This is a genomic window from Virgibacillus kimchii, from assembly GCF_055379185.1.
The window spans coordinates 3,126,460-3,147,156 of sequence record NZ_AP043951.1 but is presented as its reverse complement, the minus strand read 5'-3'; the positions used below and the strand labels follow the sequence as shown (position 1 = coordinate 3,147,156).

General features: G+C 39.6%; 19 protein-coding genes and 1 other annotated feature. Of the genes, 7 read left to right on the top strand and 12 right to left on the bottom strand.

Translation table 11 applies throughout. From position 1 onward, the window contains the following. Positions 1 to 25 precede the first annotated feature (25 nt). From ACZ42C_RS15020 to ACZ42C_RS15010, 3 genes are all read left to right on the top strand, one after another. Entirely contained in the window at positions 26 to 196 is a 171-nt protein-coding gene (locus ACZ42C_RS15020) for a YvrJ family protein (protein ID WP_461183676.1), read from the top strand. Between the two features lie 177 nt (positions 197 to 373). Beyond that, a complete protein-coding gene (locus ACZ42C_RS15015) occupies positions 374 to 811 on the top strand; it encodes a peptidoglycan-binding domain-containing protein (RefSeq protein ID WP_461183685.1) in 438 nt (145 codons plus the stop codon). A 63-nt stretch (positions 812 to 874) separates the two neighbouring features. Continuing rightward, positions 875 to 2,710 (top strand): glycoside hydrolase domain-containing protein, encoded by a 1,836-nt coding sequence (locus ACZ42C_RS15010; protein WP_461183675.1) that lies wholly within the window; start codon positions 875 to 877, stop codon positions 2,708 to 2,710. A 115-nt stretch (positions 2,711 to 2,825) separates the two neighbouring features. Here ACZ42C_RS15010 and ACZ42C_RS15005 read toward each other — a convergent pair whose 3' ends face one another. After that, positions 2,826 to 3,239: a hypothetical protein gene (locus ACZ42C_RS15005; protein WP_461183674.1), complete on the bottom strand. Its 414-nt coding sequence runs from the start codon at positions 3,237 to 3,239 to the stop codon at positions 2,826 to 2,828. Between the two features lie 548 nt (positions 3,240 to 3,787). Next, a complete protein-coding gene (locus ACZ42C_RS15000; RefSeq protein ID WP_464891275.1) occupies positions 3,788 to 5,017 on the bottom strand; it encodes an IS110 family RNA-guided transposase in 1,230 nt (409 codons plus the stop codon). Positions 5,018 to 5,398: 381 nt separating this feature from the next. On the opposite strand from ACZ42C_RS15000, the gene ACZ42C_RS14995 reads away from it, so the two are divergent. After that, on the top strand, positions 5,399 to 5,866 hold the full coding sequence (locus ACZ42C_RS14995; protein WP_461183828.1) for a sigma-70 family RNA polymerase sigma factor: 468 nt from the start codon (positions 5,399 to 5,401) through the stop codon (positions 5,864 to 5,866). Positions 5,867 to 6,282: 416 nt separating this feature from the next. On the opposite strand, the gene serS is transcribed toward ACZ42C_RS14995, so the two are convergent. From serS to guaB, 8 genes are all read right to left on the bottom strand, one after another. After that, entirely contained in the window at positions 6,283 to 7,551 is a 1,269-nt protein-coding gene (gene serS, locus ACZ42C_RS14990; protein WP_464891283.1) for a serine--tRNA ligase, read from the bottom strand. 53 nt (positions 7,552 to 7,604) lie between these two features. Beyond that, positions 7,605 to 7,835 (bottom strand) — a binding site (T-box leader). Positions 7,836 to 8,042: 207 nt separating this feature from the next. Beyond that, positions 8,043 to 8,468 carry a putative toxin-antitoxin system toxin component, PIN family gene (locus ACZ42C_RS14985; protein ID WP_461183721.1) on the bottom strand — a complete coding sequence of 142 codons (426 nt, stop codon included), beginning with the start codon at positions 8,466 to 8,468 and terminating at the stop codon, positions 8,043 to 8,045. After that, positions 8,452 to 8,715: an AbrB/MazE/SpoVT family DNA-binding domain-containing protein gene (locus ACZ42C_RS14980; protein ID WP_461183722.1), complete on the bottom strand. Its 264-nt coding sequence runs from the start codon at positions 8,713 to 8,715 to the stop codon at positions 8,452 to 8,454. Before ACZ42C_RS14980 ends, ACZ42C_RS14985 begins: the two co-directional genes overlap by 17 nt. A 98-nt stretch (positions 8,716 to 8,813) precedes the next feature. Beyond that, complete coding sequence (locus tag ACZ42C_RS14975; protein ID WP_461183723.1) at positions 8,814 to 9,389, bottom strand: Uma2 family endonuclease; 576 nt, start codon at positions 9,387 to 9,389, stop codon at positions 8,814 to 8,816. Between the two features lie 168 nt (positions 9,390 to 9,557). Then, on the bottom strand, positions 9,558 to 10,157 hold the full coding sequence (gene pdxT / locus ACZ42C_RS14970) for a pyridoxal 5'-phosphate synthase glutaminase subunit PdxT (protein ID WP_461183724.1): 600 nt from the start codon (positions 10,155 to 10,157) through the stop codon (positions 9,558 to 9,560). Between the two features lie 130 nt (positions 10,158 to 10,287). Next, the gene (gene pdxS, locus ACZ42C_RS14965) at positions 10,288 to 11,175 is read right to left on the bottom strand and encodes a pyridoxal 5'-phosphate synthase lyase subunit PdxS (protein ID WP_461183725.1); all 888 of its coding nucleotides are present in this window, start codon (positions 11,173 to 11,175) and stop codon (positions 10,288 to 10,290) included. Between the two features lie 150 nt (positions 11,176 to 11,325). Then, on the bottom strand, positions 11,326 to 12,660 hold the full coding sequence (locus ACZ42C_RS14960) for a serine hydrolase (RefSeq protein WP_461183726.1): 1,335 nt from the start codon (positions 12,658 to 12,660) through the stop codon (positions 11,326 to 11,328). 429 nt (positions 12,661 to 13,089) lie between these two features. After that, positions 13,090 to 14,562: an IMP dehydrogenase gene (guaB, locus tag ACZ42C_RS14955; RefSeq protein WP_461183727.1), complete on the bottom strand. Its 1,473-nt coding sequence runs from the start codon at positions 14,560 to 14,562 to the stop codon at positions 13,090 to 13,092. Positions 14,563 to 14,738: 176 nt separating this feature from the next. Here guaB and ACZ42C_RS14950 point away from each other — a divergent pair, with 176 nt between their 5' ends. From ACZ42C_RS14950 to ACZ42C_RS14940, 3 genes are all read left to right on the top strand, one after another. Beyond that, on the top strand, positions 14,739 to 15,359 hold the full coding sequence (locus tag ACZ42C_RS14950; protein WP_461183728.1) for a YaaC family protein: 621 nt from the start codon (positions 14,739 to 14,741) through the stop codon (positions 15,357 to 15,359). A 149-nt stretch (positions 15,360 to 15,508) separates the two neighbouring features. Beyond that, positions 15,509 to 16,738 carry an IS4 family transposase gene (locus ACZ42C_RS14945; RefSeq protein ID WP_461183821.1) on the top strand — a complete coding sequence of 410 codons (1,230 nt, stop codon included), beginning with the start codon at positions 15,509 to 15,511 and terminating at the stop codon, positions 16,736 to 16,738. 159 nt (positions 16,739 to 16,897) lie between these two features. After that, the gene (locus ACZ42C_RS14940) at positions 16,898 to 17,254 is read left to right on the top strand and encodes a YaaC family protein (RefSeq protein ID WP_461181963.1); all 357 of its coding nucleotides are present in this window, start codon (positions 16,898 to 16,900) and stop codon (positions 17,252 to 17,254) included. 84 nt (positions 17,255 to 17,338) lie between these two features. On the opposite strand, the gene ACZ42C_RS14935 is transcribed toward ACZ42C_RS14940, so the two are convergent. Beyond that, complete coding sequence (locus tag ACZ42C_RS14935) at positions 17,339 to 17,731, bottom strand: hypothetical protein (RefSeq protein ID WP_461181907.1); 393 nt, start codon at positions 17,729 to 17,731, stop codon at positions 17,339 to 17,341. A 395-nt stretch (positions 17,732 to 18,126) separates the two neighbouring features. Continuing rightward, positions 18,127 to 20,613 carry a DNA gyrase subunit A gene (gene gyrA / locus ACZ42C_RS14930; RefSeq protein ID WP_461181909.1) on the bottom strand — a complete coding sequence of 829 codons (2,487 nt, stop codon included), beginning with the start codon at positions 20,611 to 20,613 and terminating at the stop codon, positions 18,127 to 18,129. Positions 20,614 to 20,697: the final 84 nt, after the last annotated feature.

Here is a 20,697-nt window from a genome sequence, read left to right as displayed (position 1 = left end):
TGAGTCTGGTAGGGAGGTGGATTAAATGGCAACAGAAGACATTCCGACTTGGATCAGCATAGTAGGTAATTTTGGATTCCCTATTGCTATAACTGTGTATCTGTTTGCCCGATTTGAACGTAAGCTAGATGGTTTGGAAAAAGTGATATTAGAATTATCTGCAGTTATCAAAAGACTTAAAAATAAAGGAGATTGATTTTCTAATTCTGTTAGAGTTATCTCAATTAAAATATGTATTATTGGATGGTTGCCACCAGAATACTTTATGTATACTTTTTCGTTACTTTTGCGCAGATAAGCTCCCGTATTATATAAACTGAGAGTTTAAAAAGGGTTCAAACAATAACACGAGGGAGGAAGTAATGTGGATGAGATGGTATTAGCAGTTCAGGAGTGGGTAAATGAAAACTATGGGGATCATCCCGGGTCAAACAGAATTCCAGAAAATGGACGGACAGGTTGGAGTACAGTATATGCTTTAACTCGAGCGTTGCAAATTGAATTAGGAATAACAGATACAGCGAATAATTTTGGGCCAGGTACTGAAGCTGCATACAGAGAATTTGGAGAAATGTCCTTAGGTAACGTACCTGATACAACCCAAGGAAGAAATATTGTTCAAATTCTCCAAGGGGCGTGTTGGTGTAAAGGGTATAATCCAGGGGGGTTTAATGGAGATTTTGGTCCAGCAACTGAACAAGCAGTTATAGGATTACAACAAGATGCTGGATTACCACAACAAGATGGAGTAGTTTACGTTCACGTATTTAAAGCATTCTTAACTATGGATGCATACGTACTACCCCCTTGAGGAGATGCCCAGGTAAGAGAAATTCAGCGAACATTAAATAATAACTATTATCAATATTCAGGAGTGCAGCCTTGTGATGGTCATTACCAAAGACAAACAAATCAAGCGCTAGTTTATGCTTTACAAACTGAAATTGGCATCCCTGCCGGTGAACAAACAGGTACAGTTGGACCAACGACTAGAGAATCGCTTCCAACCTTGGGGGTTGGGAATGCAGGGAGTTTTGTTGAATTGTTTCAATATGCTCTGTATTTTAATGGTTATAGTGTTGGCATATTTGATGGGATTTATGGTAATGGAACGATGCAAACAGTAATGGAATTTCAAGAATTTACCGCCCTAGATGTTGACGGGATAGCGGGAAAACAGACTTGGCTTTCAGCACTTATTAGTACAGGTGATCCAGATCGCAGGGGTACAGCTAGTGATGGAATAACAGAAGTGACACCAGCAAGAGCACAAACACTTGTAGATGAGGGATATGTTATTATAGGTCGCTATCTGACAAACGTTCCAGGTGGACTAAATAAACGATTGCAGCCTGATGAGTTACAAACCATTTTTAATGCGGGGTTGTCTGTGTATCCGATTTTCCAAGAAAGCCATGCCAATGCAAGTAACTTTTCATACAATCAAGGTTATGAAGATTATCAAAATGCTTTCCAAGCAGCAGCCTCATATGGATTTCCGGAGGGTACAACTATATATTTCGCTGTAGATTTTGATGTATTAGGCCATGAAATTACTAATGCCATTATACCTCATTTTTCGGGTTTAAACGCAGCTAAAAATGATATGGGAAATCAGTATAATATCGGTATTTATGGTCCCCGAAATGCATGTATACAGGTGTCTGAAAGAGGATACGCAGATTATAGTTTTGTTAGTGGGCTATCGACTGGTTTTAGTGGAAATTTAGGGTTCCCGTTACCTGATAATTGGTCCTTTGATCAGATTTCTACAATCACTATAGGTACTGGTGCTGGAGCAATTAATATTGATAACAATATTAACTCAGGAAGAGATAGCGGGGTTTCATTTATTGATGATAGTGTGGAAGACCCTGGAGAATTGCCAGTAGACCCTAACACGTTATCCTATGCTCAATTTCAACTTATTTCATCAGGAGCGTCTAGTTTTGCCAATGAGGAAGGGAATTTAGACGTTGATACTATAAATTATCTTACTAGCAGTTATTATAGAAAATATGCTTATACAGGAATTAACTGGACAGCATTAGCAGGACCTTTCCCACAAGATTTTGCAGATTATGTAGAGGATATGCATGAGGGTGCTTTGAGACAGTTTATTGACTTAACTGATCCAATAGAAGACCATGTGATTGGTGTTGAACATTTATTTGCTGTTATTAATGGTCAATACGGAATCTTTGGTGATGAAGTTACTATTAATGACATAACAGGATGGGCCGGTGATTTGATTACAGTAGCAGATAATGTAGTTTCATATAGGGATGAATACGAAGGGAACTTAATAGATCGGACTTATGCAGCAGCCTATGATTTAATCGGCATGGTTGAAGGGCAACCTTTTGGCGACCTGCTTTTTGACTTGGACGATCTTTTAGCGGATGTTGATGCGTATAATATTACCTACGAAGCAAAAAGATTAAATGTAACACTTGCAGAAGTATACCCGGATTATTATACTCAAAGGCAAAATAATACTCGATTTAATGATTTCTTTAATCTAAGATTTAATGGCGAACAAGCATTCTTATTAAGAGATGCTATAAGTGTAATGACAGATACTTCAGGAGACTATGCATTGATAAGGGAAGAACTCATTGGGTCATTAAATCTTAGTGAAGAAGAATTAGCAGCTATCGCACAAGCATTTTATAGTAAAATCATCTTTTATGTGGATCAAGGTAAATAAAAAAGACGAAGAAGGCGTAGACATTTACGTTTACGCCTTTCTAAGAATTCAAGGATTTCTTCCAACAGTAAAAGCAATATTAAATAATCGTCATCTGTTAGTATGGCTCCTTAAATTATTCAAAGTTTATCTTAACTTCTTCATCTTCTCCATGTCTTCCTTTTAGGGTTACGATTGCTTCATAATCATTTTTCCAACTTATAGATACATTAGAAGAATTAAGAAGTTCCCCGCCATTTCTAACCTCAAAGTATTTGCTATCTCTTCCATATTTAATTCTTACTGAAGATGGCCCCTTTAATAATGCTTCTCCTGTTTCAAATATTTCAATCGTATTTATATTTCCTGGTGAATCACTTGTCACAATGCTCCGTTGTGCAAAATTAGTTTCATAATTAAACCAAAATATTGGACCAAATATCAGTAAGCCTATTACAGCTATAAAAATAATTATAATAATGGAACATCCCAATGCGTTTCTTCCTTTAGTCCGTTCTAATTCTTTTTCCAGGTCCTCTTCAAAACTCATTTGTACACTCCTAACTCCTATCTAAAATTTATTACTAGACTCTTGTGAAAAAAAAGCGAATAAAGATGGTGGTTATTCTTTAATAGTTTTATATATATAATTATAGCGAAAAATATGAGTAAGAAACACATACAAACAGCTAAGAATATATTAAAAAAATTCAAAGACGCTTAACATACTTGTAGAACCGCTTTTCATAACGTTCTTTTGTTGCTCGATTATCTTGATTAGTGATGGCAAACGTTGAAGTTACCCCTCCTTTTCCATCTTATAATATTTACAATTTTACCAAAAAATGTGGAATATATGGATAATTTTATGCTATAAAAAACAAATATCTTAAAATAACAGAACAAGTGTTCTTGTGTTTATGTTAAAATTAACAATATATAGATATACAAAGACCTGCGGTAGTATGTCAAGAGAAAAATGTTAAATTATTTAATTGTCAAGGTTCAATTTGCTTAAAAAAGGCATCAAGAAACTAGACCAGTAAAATAATGTAAATTACTGGAAATAACACAAAGGATATTAGAAGCAATTTAGCTTCATATATTCACGCTCCTTTTCGGCGTGTAGATTTGGTGATTACGTAGTAGCGCATCCACCAAACGCACTAATTTTCTTGCGGTTAGAACGAGGGCTCTTTTGTGTTGATGTTTCGGTACTTCTCGATACTTCTTTTCATAATACACTTGGTATTCAGGAATCTCTCTTCTTACCCGGTTGGCGGCTTCAACTAAGTAATATCGGAGATACTGATTACCATTACGTGATAGCGAAGTATCATCAGCCGTAAAGCGCCCTGATTGGTGTTTACGCCAATAAAGGCCCGCATACTTTGCGATTTTTGTTTCACCTTCAAAACGGTCTATCTGCCCAATCTCAGCGATAATGCCTGCTGTAAATACTGGACCTATACCAGGTACCGTTTGAAGTGTTTGAGGTAATCCAGCCATAATTCGCTTGATCGCTTTATCAATCTCTTTTACTTGCTTTTGAAGAGTCCTTATGACCTCAATAGTAGTGCCAAGAATGATGTCTATAGAGTCCTCTACAACCTTATCTAGGCGATAGGAAGAACGAACAGCTTTATGGATTGATTTAGCTACACACTCTGGATCATCAAAGCGGTTCCTGCCTTTCTCTTGAAGAAATGCTGCTAAATCTTCTATTGGCATTTGCGCCAGTTCATCAAGGCTGTATTTCTCATAAAACAGCTCCATCATGGCATTGCCGAAGACAGAAGACTCCACTTCCTCTGTGAAGGTGTTGCATTTAAAACTTAAGTGCTGAAGAAAGTGTTGTTTTTCTTTAGTTACTTGACGGATGAGTTGGTAACGAGAGCGAGTAAGTTGTTGAAGCGCAACATACTGCTGCTCTTTAACAACAGACATTGGCAAACGCCCAAAGCGTAAATAATCGGCAATGACAAACGCATCAATTTCATCCGTTTTGTCCATATCACTGTAACTCTTTTTAAAGTTCGCAATCTGTTTGGGATTCATAACGAATACTTCTGTACCAAGTGCCTTAAGCGTTTCATCATTATGTAAAAACATGGATGGATGAAAGCTATAAACTGAAGTAGATTCAAGACCAATTTTAATCAAATGGCTTTTTTGGCTTTGTATACTCTCTAAAATAGAATCACGTAAAACAGTGGCACCAGGCAAATCATTGGATACTGTGAAGGAACGAAGTTTCTCTCCTTCACCATTTAGAAAACAAACCTTAATATCAAAAGAACTAACATCTAGACCAACAAATAATTTCATGGGGGGAATTCCTCCTTTCGATTTAGAATCATTGGTACTTATTTCTTGGACGCCCTGAGATATCCCTAGTGTGAACGTCGATCAACAACCTCGTGTATAAGTACTATCCCTGATTCGAAAGCCGCCCTAGAGCTACTACCATCCAGGTTCGATAATCAGGGTGCACAGCCTGCGAGTAGGAAGGTCCGCACGTACACTGGGAAACAGTCTTTCTAATGTGGTCGAGCCACAAGGGGGAAAAGAATTGTCCCAAATGATCCTAAGACCATTATCTAGAAATATCTCAGGACATCCAAGAGATTTGACTATATTTTTATAAAAGTAAGAATCTTATAGGCTCAAAATTATGGGCCTAAATATACTATACGAGGGGGATTATAATTGTTAAAAAAAGAATTGAAAGAAAGAAATGAAAAGTACAAGCTATTAGAAATACATTTAAGAAATTACAAACAGTATAAAACTGCATTAAACATCCTTCAGGAACAATTAGATTATCTGATTCCAGGATTTCATGCGAGTTATCAGATCGATAGAATCAACAAGACGCATTTCCAGTTGAATACGGATAGTGAGCTCTCACAACCCATTGATCGTTCATCCTCGTTAAAAGCATTGTTTATTTATGAAGAACTTATTCAAAAGAAAATGGTTCTCGATTCTATCGATAAATCATTAGATCAATTAAATCAAACGGAAAAAGAGTATGTTAATTTGCGGTACTTTCAAGAAAAATCTGTAGTGGCCACATCCATGAAATTAGGTTATAGTGAAAAATATATTTTTCAATTAAGAAAAAAAGTGTTAGACAAGCTCTTGATCCCATTAAGTGGTCTGCTAATTTTATAAAGGTTTACAAAGAAATCACCGGTGTGGTATCCACACCGGTGTTTAAGCCTTCCCAACTAACCTGAGGTTGTAATCGCTTGGGTGGCCTGTCATTCGTATTACGTTCTACAAACCAAGAACCTAACACAAATTAACTGGAAAAACACACTTAACCGATATCACGCTACTTTATATTCTTGCTTCATTGCTTCCATTCGCCTAGAAACGACTTCAAAGTCAAAACCGTTAGCATTTACATTTATTATATTCCGAACTCTAATCCTAGTCTATCTTTAGTATCACTTCATGATCAATTTTAAGTGTGTACTGATATATATTATGCTTTTCAGTTTATTGTGTGGAATTTATTTTTATCTTCTTTATCTGCGAACTTATAGTACAACACTATAGGGAAATTTTCTGGCAGCAAAGGCATGTTATTTAATCATGTCCACGCCGCCCATATACGGCTGCAAAGCTTCTGGAACCTTGACAGATCCATCTTCCTGCTGATAATTCTCCAAAATAGCAGCAACAGTACGGCCGATGGCAAGTCCGGAACCGTTTAATGTATGCACATATTCCGGTTTTCCATTTGCTTCTCTCCGAAAACGGATGCCTGCCCGCCTTGCCTGGAAATCCTCAAAGTTGGAGCAGGAAGAAATCTCCCTGTACGTGTTTTGTGCCGGGATCCATACCTCAATATCGTATTTTTTTGCAGCAGTAAAGCCCAGATCCCCAGTACACATCCGCATGACACGATACGGCAGATTCAATAGCTGCAATACTTTTTCCGCATCGTTTGTCAGTGTTTCCAGCACCTCATAGGATTCTTCCGGTTTTACAAAATGCACGAGCTCCACTTTGTTGAACTGGTGCTGACGGATTAACCCGCGGGTATCCCTTCCCGCAGAACCTGCTTCAGAGCGGAAATTAGCGCTGTAGGCCACATATTTTTTCGGTAGATCCATTAAAATTTCATCCCGGTGATAGTTGGTGACAGGCACCTCTGAAGTCGGAATCAGGAAGTAATCCATATCCTCAATGAGAAATGCATCCTCTTCAAATTTCGGCAGCTGTCCTGTTCCCGTCATGCTTTGCCTGTTCACCATTTGCGGCGGAAGCATTTCTGTGTAACCATGCTGATCGGCATGCAAATCCATCATGAAATTAATTAAGGCACGTTCCAGTCTTGCTCCAAGGCCTTTATAAAATACAAACCGGCTCCCGGTTACTTTACCTGCCCGTTCAAAATCCACAATATCCAGGTTAGTGGCCACATCCCAATGAGGCTGTGCTTCAAATGAGAATTCAGTAGCTTCTCCCCATTCTCTTTCCACCACATTATCAGCTTCATCTTCCCCGACTGGCACACTTTCATGTGGGATATTTGGGATGGAAAGCAGCATATAATCCAGTTTATCTTCTACTTCCTTTAATTCCTTGTCCAGGGCGGAAATTTTATCTCCGACTGCACGCATTTCCTGGATAGCTGGCTCTGCATCCTTTTTTTCTTTTTTCAGTACGGAAATCTGCTTGGAAGCCTCATTACGTTTTGCCTTCAGTGTTTCTGTTTCAGAAATGAGGTTTCTCCGCTTTTCATCATACTCCTCGAACTTATTCAGTTCGGATAAATCCTCTCCTCGTTTGGAAAGTTTCTCCTTTACCTCTTCCAGATTATTTCTCATGTATTTCGTGTCCAGCATGATTTTGTTCCTCCTTCTATGAATTTATTGCATTAAAAAACTCCCATCCCTAATATAGGGACGAGAGTTGTATTTCCCGCGTTGCCACCCTTGTTGAAGAAAAATATCTTCCGGCTCATGATTGTTAACGGCACCAGACCGGGTTTATTTACAGATGAAGGAATGCCTTCACTTTTCATAAACCAGTTCAAGGATGGATTCACAATACACTCACATCGATTTTCACCAGCCATCGACTCTCTTAGGAAAGTGGTACTGCTACTATTTCCTATCATCACTTTGGTATTAATTTAGTATATATCATATCCAATTTAAAAGGGAAATGCAAGCAATTTTTAGGTTAGCGGATCACTATATTCACTCCATGAAATAAAAAGAACGAAAGAAAATCCATATTTTTTCGGTTATGATAAACGAGGAAGATTTTTGAATATACAATACTGATGAATCCTTAATGGAGGATAAGATTTATTCCTTAAAGTGCCTCCCTGTTATCTAATATCACGGAGAAAGTCAGATGGTGTATAGACCGTTACGTATTTCTTAATTTCATCTGTATGGAAGTCTTTATCTCCAGTTATCAAAATATCAGGTTCAGCAATTACAATTGAAACAAGAATAGGAATATCCTTTTGATCACGTATATAAGGAATTAAATATGGCCTATGATCAGAAGGAGTATATGTTAATTCAAATTCAAAACTATTTAAAAAGTGATCCCATAAGTTTACTTTACTTGGAAATTTATTGTTGATCACGCTTGAAACTTCAGTAATGGAATAACTGCAAATAACTAATCGATGATTTTCAACTGCATATTCAAGTAATTGACTTGATATGGTTTTTTGGGAAAGAATAGCGGAGATTAGAACATTGGAATCGACAAATATTCTTAAGCGGTCATTTTGTACGCTCATTCCACATTTCCTCTCTGACCTTTTCCAGTTCTAATTGTAAATCCTGTTCTGTAATGCCCTGTTTATCGGCCTCTTGACCAATGTCTTTTTGTAATTCACGTAAAGCTAAAATACTGGCCTTTGTAATAACGATCTTTCCATTATCCTCAATAAAAGCTACACGATCACCTTCATCCAGCTTCAATTTCTCTCTAATCGATTTCGGTACTGTTACTTGACCCTTAGAACTAATTCTTGATACTTCCACAATGAACCACCTCTTTACATTCTTTACTTCTTTACTTTTATTATATCACAAAAAGATCTTTTAGATAATATTATTGGTAGATAGGTTAGCGGATCATATTATTCCCCTAATATTTGCTGCAGATTCATATCTAATCCATTTAATACATGAACTGATACTTCGTCATTTTTAGTAAAAACACCTTGAAATTGATAATGGCCATCCATCAAAACATGTTTTTCCACAGCTTCATTTACAGGATCTACAAGCCAGTACTCTTTTACACCAGCTTTTTCATAAAGCTGATATTTCTGCCAGCGATCAAGCTTTACAGATGAAGGGGATATAACTTCAATGATCATGTCCGGCGACCCATTACAGCCTTTATCATCTAATTTTTCTTTATCACACACAATGGACAAATCCGGCTGTACCACATTATTTATTTCGTCATCATGTTTGTTTTCACTTAATAAACGGACATCAAAAGGGGCAAAATATAGCTCACACTTTTTATCCCGCAGGAAAATATCAAAGGCTGTAGACAATTTCCTGAGAACCTGTTGATGTTTGCGTGAGGGAGCCGGCGACATATTGAAAATTTCCCCGTCTATTAACTCCACTCTTTCTCCCTCACCCCATGTAAGATAATCGGCATATACATATTTTCTTTCTTCTTCACTTGGAATGGTCATCAAATCATTCCCTTCTACATATGCTTACCGTTATTTTATCATATCCATAAATACATTACATGCTTTCCTGAAATACGCTGTTTAAATCCGGTGTGTTATATTTAAGTTTTATTCATGTATTAAATAAAAAACTCTCACCCCTTATCTATTCAGGGATGAGAGTTATATTTATACTTCTGCCGTAACAGGAGAATTGTCCCGCTGTTTCACCATAGAGATAAAATAGTCAATGATTCTGTTGTCATCTGTGAGTTCAGGGTGAAAGGCGGTGCACAGATAATGATCCTGCTTTACTGCAACAATTTTGTCCTCCCATGTTGCGAGAACCTCCACTCCCGGCCCCACTTCTGTAATATATGGTGCCCGGATAAACACAGCTTTAAAATCATCTCCTGCATACTGAATATGAAGGGATGCTTCAAAACTGGCCACCTGCCGTCCAAAAGCATTACGGGCAACTTTCATATCCACTAATCCAAGATGGGCTTCTTCCTGCCCTTCTATTTCACTTGCCATTAAAATTAACCCGGCACATGTGCCAAAAACCGGATTACCTTGCTTGCCAAATTCCCGGATGGCTTCAAAGAATCCATAGCTGTCAATTAAGCGGCGCATCGTTGTACTTTCCCCGCCCGGGAGAATTAAACCGTCAATATCTGCAAGCTGTTCTTTATGCTTGATTTCCATTGCTTTAGCTCCACAAGCTTCTATGGCGCGCATTTGCTCACGCACCGCTCCCTGCAGTGCCAATACCCCAATTGTTGTCATGGTCCATTCCTTCTTTCCTATGGTTGCAGCAAATTATTACGATGGGACGAGCATTTAGCGCAGTCCCAAATTATTACGATGGGACGAGCATTCAGCGCAGTCCCAGGAGAACCGTCTCGCTGTTTACCTCTTATTCACTGCGGTCCTGCATGCGGTCTCCAGCTTCGAGTGTGCTCATTTCCAGACCTTTCATTGCTGTGCCAAGACCTTTGGATAATTCGGCAATTAATTTATAATCCTGGTAATGGGTAGTTGCTTCTACAATTGCTTTTGCAAATTTTTCCGGATTATCTGATTTGAAGATACCTGATCCGACAAAGACACCATCTGCGCCCAATTCCATCATCAGCGCTGCATCACTTGGTGTCGCAATACCGCCGGCTGCAAAATTCACAACTGGCAGGCGCCCTTCTTCCCGAATGGCCAGCAGCAGTTCAAATGGTGCACCAATTTCCTTGGCATAGGTCATTACTTCATCTCTAGACATGCCGGTCACTTTACGGATTTCCGATTGTACCTGGCGCATATGCCGTACTGCCTCTACAATATTCCCGGTTCCCGGCTCCCCTTTTGTCCTGAGCATGGAAGCACCTTCCCCGATACGGCGGGCTGCTTCTCCCAGGTTACGGCAGCCGCAGACAAACGGTACCGTAAAGTCGGATTTATTCATATGATAAACATCATCAGCCGGTGTTAATACTTCACTTTCGTCTATATAATCAGCACCCATCGCTTCCAATACACGGGCTTCCACAATATGCCCGATGCGTGCTTTTGCCATGACCGGAATGGAAACGGCATTTAACACTTCCTCCGTTACCGTTGGATCAGCCATACGTGCTACTCCGCCGGCTGCACGGATATCAGAAGGTACTCTTTCCAATGCCATGACAGCTACTGCCCCTGCTGCTTCTGCAATTTTTGCCTGTTCCGCATTGACCACGTCCATAATAACGCCGCCTTTTTGCATTTCCGCCATGCCTCTTTTTACGCGTTCAGTCCCTGTGTTATTTGTCATTTTTATCCCCCTGTGTTTGTAAGCCTTAATGGCTTTTAAGATTAATTATTGGTAATTGAGCTTACATTTTCAATTTCTTGTACTGCATAACCAAAACAAATTGCTGTCATTCATGAGCTTGTTAGTAACAGGAGAACTGTCCCTGTGTTTTTAGCTGAATAACCCAGTGACCCAACCGGTTACTGTGCTGAAGAGATCGCTGAAAAATCCGCCGATGGCTCCAAGTGTAAGCATGAACCAGTTGGATTTTTCTACGGATTCATCTGCAATCAGAGGTACCGTGTTTGTTGTTTCACCGGTAATGTATCCATAGTCATTCTCGCCTTCATAAACAAGTTTGGCTTCTCCGATCACATCTCCCGCTTCGATGGGAGCGACAAGTTCGCCATCTTCATTCAGGTTCTCTTCCTCAATATGATATTGTATGCTGTATAATTCAGCTTCTTCTTCCTGAACAGGAAGGCTGATTGCTTCACTGATGGACACTTGCACCTGATCTTCTTTTCCTTTTGCTACAGAAATGGCTGATTCACCTTCAACCTGATACCCTGCAGGAAAAAGCTCCTGTTTGGAAAAGTTATTAAAGCCGTAATCAAGCAATTTCGCTGTTTCTTCAAATCGCTCTGCTTCACTGCCTGTTTTCATTACTACGGTAATATAACGTTCACCATTTCTTTCCGCAGTTCCTGTAAAGCTGTATCCTGCCAAATCAGTATAACCGGTTTTCAAGCCATCTACGCCTTCATAGTAAAACGGCTCCAGATAACTGGCATCGTGTTCCAGCATGTAGTTCCAGTTACGTATTTCCTGACCGTCAAATTCTGTCTCAGGAACACTGGAAATATCCAGCGATTCAGGATAATCTTTAATGAGATGGTAGGCGAGCAATGCAGAAGATTCTGCAGATAAAAGATTTGTATCGTTCGGTTCTGTCCCTTCCGGATAATTATCGCCAAGTGATTCATTATTCAGACCGGATGAATTTACAAATTTGAATTCAGGAAGACCCATTTCTTCTCCCTTTTCATTCATTAACTTTACAAAATCACCTTCTGAACCGGCAATAAGCTCAGCAAGGGCAATTGAAGTAGCATTATCAGAGTTAATGGCCATTGCATCATATAATTCTTTGACTGTATAATCCTGGTTTTGTCTCAGACCAACACCTGAAAAGGAAATATTTGCCGAAATGCCGTATGGATAATCACTAATTTGCGTAGTTGTCTCCCAAGAAATATCGCCATTTTCAATGGCTTCCCACACCAGATACTCTGTCATCATTTTTGTCATGCTTGCAGGCGGTAGTGCCTGATCAGCATTTTTTGCATAAACAATCTTCCCCGTGTCAAATTCCACCACAATGGCTGATTCAGCATTAATATCCAGTTCCTGAGCTGCAGCCGAAAAAGGATGTACAAGTACAAATACCATTACTACCAATCCGGTTAATAATAATGATAGATGTTTCATTTTGTTCTGTTTCACCTTTCTTTACCTCCAAAATATAGTTTAGCGTTATATAAAACCTGGCTTACCGCCAAGCCCAAGTGGTGGTGGAAGCCCCATGATCACCCAGGCTTATAAGGTTTGTTATTAAGTATGAAAATAGAACCATTTCCAATCTGCAGGGATAAAAAGTGGAAGTGATAAATAAATGCATAATGTGTATTATTATTCATCACATAAAAATCTACTATCACACCTAAATTATTTTACCATAGAAAACAATAAAATTATAGACAGGGTTTGCCCCTATCTATAATTTTTTTGCAGAGGGATCTTATTTATGTCCGTTGATCCGTGAAATTATATTGAATTTTTGAAGTCATTCACTTGCAAAATTTACATTTGTCTTTAAATGTTAAGACCATGTATCATCAATTCACCACTTTTTGGATCACAGCCAGCTGCTGTTTATGATAGGGTGTAATTTGGCGACTCTTTTGTAATTTGTACATCATGTGGATGGCTTTCGCGCAAGCCCGCATTGGTGATTCGGATAAAACGTGCATCCTCGCGCAGTTCCGTAATCGTACGTGTACCGCAATATCCCATGCCGGAACGCAAACCGCCTACAAGCTGATGAATCGTATCTGCCAAAGGACCTTTGTAGGCAACTCTGCCTTCAATCCCTTCAGGCACCAGTTTTTTTGTCTCGGAGGATTCCTGGAAATACCGATCCTTTGATCCTGCTTTCATCGCGCCTACGGATCCCATGCCCCGATATACTTTATACTGCCTTCCCTGGAATATTTCTGTTTCCCCGGGACTTTCCGATACACCGGCAAACATACTGCCGACCATAACTGCATGAGCACCTGCAGCAAGTGCTTTAACGATATCCCCGGAATATTTAATCCCTCCGTCAGCAATGACCGGTACACCATATTCTGAAGCTGCAACCGCACAGTCATGCACCGCGGTAATCTGCGGTACACCTACACCTGCAACAACACGGGTAGTACAAATGGAACCAGGTCCTATGCCGACCTTGATGACAGATGCACCTGCTTCGATCAATTCCCTCGTTGCTTCTGCAGTAGCCACATTACCCGCGATTATATTAAGATCCGGGTAGTGTTCCCGTACTGCTTTTACCTGCTCAATTACACCTTGGGAATGTCCGTGTGCCGTATCGATAACAATCACATCGACACCGGCGTTTACCAATTTTTCAATCCGCTTCATGGCATCACCGGTAACCCCGACAGCCGCTCCCACCAGCAATCTGCCTTGGGAGTCCTTAGCGGCATTCGGAAATTCAATAACTTTTTCTATATCTTTAATAGTGATTAACCCTTTTAGCATATTATCGTCATCCACAAGTGGAAGCTTTTCAATTTTATGGTGCTGCAACAGTTTTTCAGCTTCATCCAAGGTAGTGCCAACCGGAGCTGTAACCAGATTTTCGCTTGTCATCACATCAGAAATACTGATGGAATAATCCTGAATAAAACGCAAATCCCTGTTTGTCAAAATACCTACAAGCTTTTGTTCTTCAATGGTGTTGACAATGGGAACTCCTGAAATACGGAATTTTCCCATCAGATGTTCAGCATCATATACCTGATGTTCAGGCGTGAGGAAAAATGGATTGGTAATTACGCCGCTTTCCGAGCGTTTCACACGATCGACCTGTTCTGCCTGCTCTTCAATTGACATATTTTTATGAATAACACCAAAACCGCCCTGTCTTGCCATTGCTATGGCCATTTGTGCTTCCGTTACCGTATCCATCCCTGCACTGATGAAGGGAGAATTGAGTTTTATATCTTCCGTCAGCTGGGTCTTCACTTCCACATCTTTTGGCAATACTTCCGATTTGGCCGGCATTAACAAAACGTCATCAAATGTTAATCCTTCTTTTGCAAACTTATCCTCACGCATTTTTTCTCCTCCTTGTAATTTTGCATGTATGACAATAAACGCCTTTGTTTACACTAAAGTAAGTAATTCTATTTTTATATACCTTACTCCAACCAATATTCTTTTTCAACCACCTTTTTACGGAAATAAAGAAATAAATAGATTCGAAAAATAGAAATAATAGTGAGAGGAATAATATGCAGGAAAAATATATGTTTTTTACTCATTTACAATCCGAGGAAACATCCCGCGAATATTTGTATCATTGCTACCAGCAGTTGGAAGATGTTGATGCGGAGAAAAAGAGCTATGAAAATTGCCGCGGGTTCATGTATTATCTTGACCATGGCTTGCGCATGTATGAACAAGGGATAGAAACCTCTCCCATCATGCAGCCTATGTTGTATTTTTACGGCATGATTCACCTCATTAAAGCATGCCTATTAACCGTACGTCCAGAATACCCGGAATCCACCAGTCAGCTGGCACACGGAGTCACAGCCAGAAAACGGAAGAAAAAGAATTACTCCTTTATGAAGGATGAAGTAAAAATTCAGCATAACGGGTTATTTCCCTATATGGCTACACATCTTCTGGCCAGTAAACATATCCCTTTTGAGAAAATCAGCATGCAAGACCTTCTGGGACTCATTCCGGAAATGCTCCCCTTATTTCACTTTCAAAACAGGGAAAGAATGATTCCTGTCGGGAAATTGAATTCACCACTGCTTGCATTTCCGATTTCCTTATTGGATAGCTATCATCTGACTGAGAAAGCTTTTATTAACAAATTAAAAAAATATGTACCAAATCACTAGCGTTGCAGGAAAATAATATTAAAAAATCAAGTAAAATATTTTATTTGAAAGTTGGTAATATTAGATCTTTTCACTTTAAAATCCATTAAAAAAACCTTATAATTAGGGTATGGTAGTCCTGTCCAAATCCCTAACTATAAGGAGAAACCATGGACAATAATACCATAAAAACTGTATTCAAGGAATACATTCATCCATTAGATTCAAAGGTAATACAAAAAATGATTGATCATGCCGAAGTTGACAAATACGTCAAAAAGCTTGATGTACTTACGTTTACGAATGCTTTTATCTATGCCCAGTTAAAAAACTTAGATAGTCTGAAGCGGATAAGTGATACGATTAAACGAAAGAAAACGGTGCAAAGACTTGTTGGTATAGAGAGCATTAGTAAATCACAACTCTCTCGAAAAAATGGAGATATTCCACCCGAGATTTTTCAGGCGATCCTGCATCATTTAATTCAAAAGCTGCACCAAATACTTGGCCCAACAATGACAGACAAATCACTTGGAAAGCTTCATCTGATTGATTCATCGACCATTTCCATGTGTCTCAGCCAATATGAATGGGCAGATTTTCGGGAGACAAAAGCGGGAGTGAAGATGCATACTTCCATCGTCTTTTGTGATGATATCTCTTATCCAAATGATATGATACTTACCCCTGCAAGACCTGCTGATGAAACTCAGTTGGATTCATTAATTGTGCCGGATAAAGGGGTCCTTCATGTCTTCGATCGAGGTTATTTCAACTTTGCTAAGTTTGATTATTATTGTGAAAAAGGTATCCGGTTTGCCACAAGAATTAAATCGAATACTGTTGTAAATGTCATCGAGGAATTGCCGGTAGATGAGGATTCTTCAATCTCCAGGCATGCGATCGTGAAGATTGGAAACATGAAGAATCCGCTGCAGTTAATAGAAACTGTAGACAGCGAAGGGAACCAGATCCGAATTGTGTGTAACGATGCAACCGTCGGTGCACAGGAAATCAGTGATATTTACCGGCATCGCTGGCAAATTGAATTGTTTTTCAAATGGATAAAGCAACATCTGGTTATCAAAAAACTGTATGGAAAGAGTGAAAACGCTGTATACAATCAAATACTAATAGCTATGATTACTTTCTGCCTAACCCTGTTAATGAAAAACAAGTTGGGCTATGAAGGAACTTTAGTCGAAATGTTGCGTTGGACCCGTGATTTCTGGTCACAATCCATGACATTTTTTATTTCCGAATTATTCAGGAAACCAGAACGATCATCCAATGGACGACGAAGGCTGGACCACGAAAAGGTTTTTAATGAAACCTTGGCACAATACGAATCAGAGGAGGTTTTGCACTTAGATGATCTAAGCTACGATCCAGTTAACTAATAAATATATAAAATTCTAAAAATGGATGAAGGGCTACCTTTAAAGCATATTAACTTTTTTTCTCGAATAAAACTAGGTATTTATCAGAAAATTGAACTAAATAACTGAAGCTACCAGATTTATTGATTGACATTGTTTTTACTTTTTAATGCAACGCTAGTGGTACCAAATATAAAATACACTGATTCTGATCGGGAAAAGATCCGGATGGAAATGGCATATCCTGTAAAAGAAAAAGAGACACCTTTTTATATTCATGCTGCAAATCAAACTCTTTATTTTCCGGCAGACAGAAAATGGTGCTTACCTGTTTCTGAAATCATGGTTCACTATTTATTATTATATAATTTAAGCATGCTTTCCCGGTATGAAACAGAATGGTGGGGGGATCTTTTTACTGTAAAGACAGAAGCAGATTACCCCTTTATTCTCGGTTTTCTGCAATGTACGCAGAAAAAAATGCCTGAATTGCTGGAAAATGAATTATTAGAAAAACTCGCATTCGCTCGCCTTTAAGTGAATGCGTCAGTTTTTCTTATCCTTATGATCTCAGTTAAAATTTTTTCTTTCATAACGTAAAAGAAGAAGCTTGATGACGATTCATTCCCGTTCATCCAACAATTTCTTCAATGAAGACAGATGTCTGTTGCTGCAACGGGATAATTTGCTCATCAGGCAACCGGACAATTGGGTGCAGAGGATCGTCCTGGTCCATAAAAATATGCACAAATGTGTTTGCCACTTCGCTCCAGTTTTACCAACCCTCCTGTTACTTAATAAACCAGCAATGCCAATCTGCAGCCATTCTCCTTTTTTAAATCCCATCTTCTTTCCTACATAAGTGGAGAAGACACTAACAGCAATACTATGATGGAAAAAGTAATCTTCTCTTTTGCTGTATTGATGGAGTACATGCAATTGCTTCTCCATATCATTCATTCGTACCAGGAAAGGAAGCACCTGTTTTCGTAAAGCAGGCATGTTAATCTTCATGCTTTTTTGCCATTTCTGTCGTAAAGAAAAAATCTTATTTTGTATATATAAGAGGCTGGGAAATAACTAATTTTATCAGAGAAAACCCAATCAAACCACTTACCCAGCTCCGGGAATATACGGAGACTCCTTGAAAATGCTATGCATTTTCTCACGAAGATGTAATGCTGCCGAAGCGTTACTTGTCCAGCAGGATAAAAGGCATCGATGAGACACCACAGGGCGCCACGCGCCCGGGTGAAAGCGAAGTATACTCCCGGAGCGGCATTTGATCCTCTATCACTATGATTTGTTCGGATTTTCTTCGATAGTTTAAAGTTAAGTCCCAGCCTCTTTCCCATGGAAACAAATACAATCTCCTCGGACGAGGCGAATACGCTCGTCTGAAGACTATCTTATTCTTCGGTTTCCTCATCACTTTCTGGCTCTTCTTCCAGTTCCTCTTCTTCCTCTTCCATATCCACCTTGGCAACGGTGGCGACTTCCTCCTCATCCTGGAGGCGAATTAAGCGCACACCCATTGTGTTGCGTCCAGTTACAGATATATCCTTGACCGGAATGCGGATCAATACCCCTGCAATTGTAATCAGCATAAGGTCTTCATCCCCATCCACTGCTTTTACGGCAACAACATGGCCTGTTTTTTCCGTCAGATTACAGGTGTAAATACCCTTGCCGCCGCGATTCGTAATCCGGTATTCCGTTTCATTCGTTTGTTTTCCGTATCCTTTGCTCGTTACATGAAGGATATTTGCATCCTTTTGCAATATCTCCATGGAAACCACTTCATCATCCTCCCGGAGTGATATACCTTTTACCCCGGCTGCCGTTCTTCCCATGGATCTAATCTGATCTTCCGGAAAACGGATAAGATATCCATTTTTCGTAGCAATCATCATATGCTGGTTACCGTCTGTCAAGCGTACGGAAATAAGTTCGTCATTCTCCCTTAACCCGACAGCTATGAGTCCGCCTTTTCGAATATTGGCATACTGGGAAAGGCTCGTCCGCTTGGAAATCCCATGCTTCGTGGTAAAAAATAAAAAGGCATCTTCCTTATACTCATTCACAGAAATAACAGCATTCACCCATTCGCCTTTTTCCACCCGGAGAAGATTAATAATGGGAATTCCTTTTGCCGTCCGGTTAAACTCGGGAATTTCATAACCTTTTGCTTTATAAACCTTCCCTTTATTCGTAAAGAACAAAATAGTATCATGCGTGGAAGTGGAAACCAAATGCTCAACAAAATCATCTTCATTTGTCCCCATTCCCTGAATGCCGCGGCCGCCGCGTTTTTGTGTCCGGTACGTAGAAGATGGCAATCGTTTAATATATCCTTTATGCGTCAATGTAATAACAATACTTTCTTCGGGAATCAGATCTTCATCTTCAAAGAAGTTAGCACCGCCCATCAGGATCTCCGTACGGCGTTCATCATTATACTTTTCTTTAATTTCGGTCAGTTCTTCACGAATAATTTCCAGCACTTTTTCCTCATCGGCTAAAATCGCTTTTAATTCATCAATTAATTTCATTAATTCATTGTACTCATTTTCAATTTTTTCCCGTTCCAGGCCGGTAAGCCGCTGCAGTCGCATATCAAGAATTGCCTGAGCCTGTTTTTCCGTCAGGTCAAAATTATTCATTAGCCCATCACGTGCAACTTCCGCTGTTTTGGAATTGCGTATTAAAGAAATTACTTCATCAAGATTATCAAGAGCAACCCTTAACCCTTCCAGAATATGTGCTCTTGCCTCTGCTTTACGCAATTCAAATGCCGTCCGTCGTTTAATAATGACGATCTGATGATCAAGATAATGCTCCAGACATTGCTTTATCGTCAGCACTTTAGGCTGTCCATCCACAAGTGCCAGCATATTTACACCAAACGTAGTCTGGAGTGCAGTGTACTTGTATAAATTATTTAAAACTACATTCGGATTGACATCCCGGCGCAGTTCAATCACGACCCGCATTCCGTTTCGATCGGATTCATCCCGCAGATCCGTAATACCGTCAACCCGTTTATCGCGCACGAGTTCGGCAATTTTTTCAATCAGTTTCGCTTTATTTACCTGGAAAGGCAGTTCTGTGGCGATAATGGTTGCTTTTCCATTCGCCTTTTCTTCAATATTTACTTTTGCCCGAATCGTTATGGAGCCTTTTCCTGTTTCATAGGCTTTTCGAATGCCGCTCCTGCCTAGTATTTGCGCTCCGGTTGGAAAGTCGGGTCCATGAATATATTCCTCCATCAATTCATCGATGGTAATGTCCGGGTTTTGACTGACAGCCAATACAGCATCAATGGTTTCTCCGAGATTATGCGGCGGGATATTGGTCGCCATTCCTACGGCAATCCCTGCAGCACCGTTAACGAGTAGATTCGGAAAACGAGCAGGAAAAACTACCGGCTCATGTTCAGTACCATCGTAGTTTTCCGCATAATCAATCGTGTCTTTATTAATATCCCGTAATAACTCCATGGAAATTTTCGACATTCTTGCCTCTGTATACCGCATCGCTGCTGCTGAATCCCCGTCCACGGATCCAAAGTTCCCGTGACCATCGACAAGCATATTCCGAAAACTGAAATCCTGTGCCATTCTTACCATGGCTTCATAAACTGCCGAATCTCCGTGGGGGTGATACTTACCGATCACTTCACCGACGATACGTGCAGATTTTTTATATGCTTTATCTGCATGCATACCGAGATCATTCATTGCATATAATATTCTGCGGTGGACAGGCTTTAATCCATCCCGCACATCCGGCAGTGCGCGGGATACAATTACACTCATGGCATAATCCAAAAATGATGTACGCATTTCTTTACTAATATTAATTTCCTGAACATTTGGCCGTTGTTCCTCTGCCATTTCACTACCTCCTATAAGAAAACGCTCATTGCGTTTCCCACTGATCAGTGGCTAGAAGCAGGATAGGGGAAACCGGCAAATAAG

Bases quoted from the DNA above. Each gene is read 5' to 3' on its own strand.
- ACZ42C_RS15005 (WP_461183674.1), bottom strand. From the start codon at position 3,239: ATGAGTTTTGAAGAGGACCTGGAAAAAGAATTAGAACGGACTAAAGGA.
- ACZ42C_RS14945 (WP_461183821.1), top strand. From the start codon at position 15,509: ATGGACAATAATACCATAAAAACTGTATTCAAGGAATACATTCATCCA.
- gyrA (WP_461181909.1), bottom strand. From the start codon at position 20,613: ATGGCAGAGGAACAACGGCCAAATGTTCAGGAAATTAATATTAGTAAA.
- serS (WP_464891283.1), bottom strand. From the start codon at position 7,551: ATGCTGGACACGAAATACATGAGAAATAATCTGGAAGAGGTAAAGGAG.
- ACZ42C_RS14950 (WP_461183728.1), top strand. From the start codon at position 14,739: ATGCAGGAAAAATATATGTTTTTTACTCATTTACAATCCGAGGAAACA.
- guaB (WP_461183727.1), bottom strand. From the start codon at position 14,562: ATGCGTGAGGATAAGTTTGCAAAAGAAGGATTAACATTTGATGACGTT.
- ACZ42C_RS14975 (WP_461183723.1), bottom strand. From the start codon at position 9,389: ATGACCATTCCAAGTGAAGAAGAAAGAAAATATGTATATGCCGATTAT.
- ACZ42C_RS14985 (WP_461183721.1), bottom strand. From the start codon at position 8,468: ATGAGCGTACAAAATGACCGCTTAAGAATATTTGTCGATTCCAATGTT.
- ACZ42C_RS15015 (WP_461183685.1), top strand. From the start codon at position 374: ATGGTATTAGCAGTTCAGGAGTGGGTAAATGAAAACTATGGGGATCAT.
- ACZ42C_RS15000 (WP_464891275.1), bottom strand. From the start codon at position 5,017: ATGAAATTATTTGTTGGTCTAGATGTTAGTTCTTTTGATATTAAGGTT.
- ACZ42C_RS14935 (WP_461181907.1), bottom strand. From the start codon at position 17,731: ATGAAGATTAACATGCCTGCTTTACGAAAACAGGTGCTTCCTTTCCTG.
- pdxS (WP_461183725.1), bottom strand. From the start codon at position 11,175: ATGACAAATAACACAGGGACTGAACGCGTAAAAAGAGGCATGGCGGAA.
- pdxT (WP_461183724.1), bottom strand. From the start codon at position 10,157: ATGACAACAATTGGGGTATTGGCACTGCAGGGAGCGGTGCGTGAGCAA.
- ACZ42C_RS15020 (WP_461183676.1), top strand. From the start codon at position 26: ATGGCAACAGAAGACATTCCGACTTGGATCAGCATAGTAGGTAATTTT.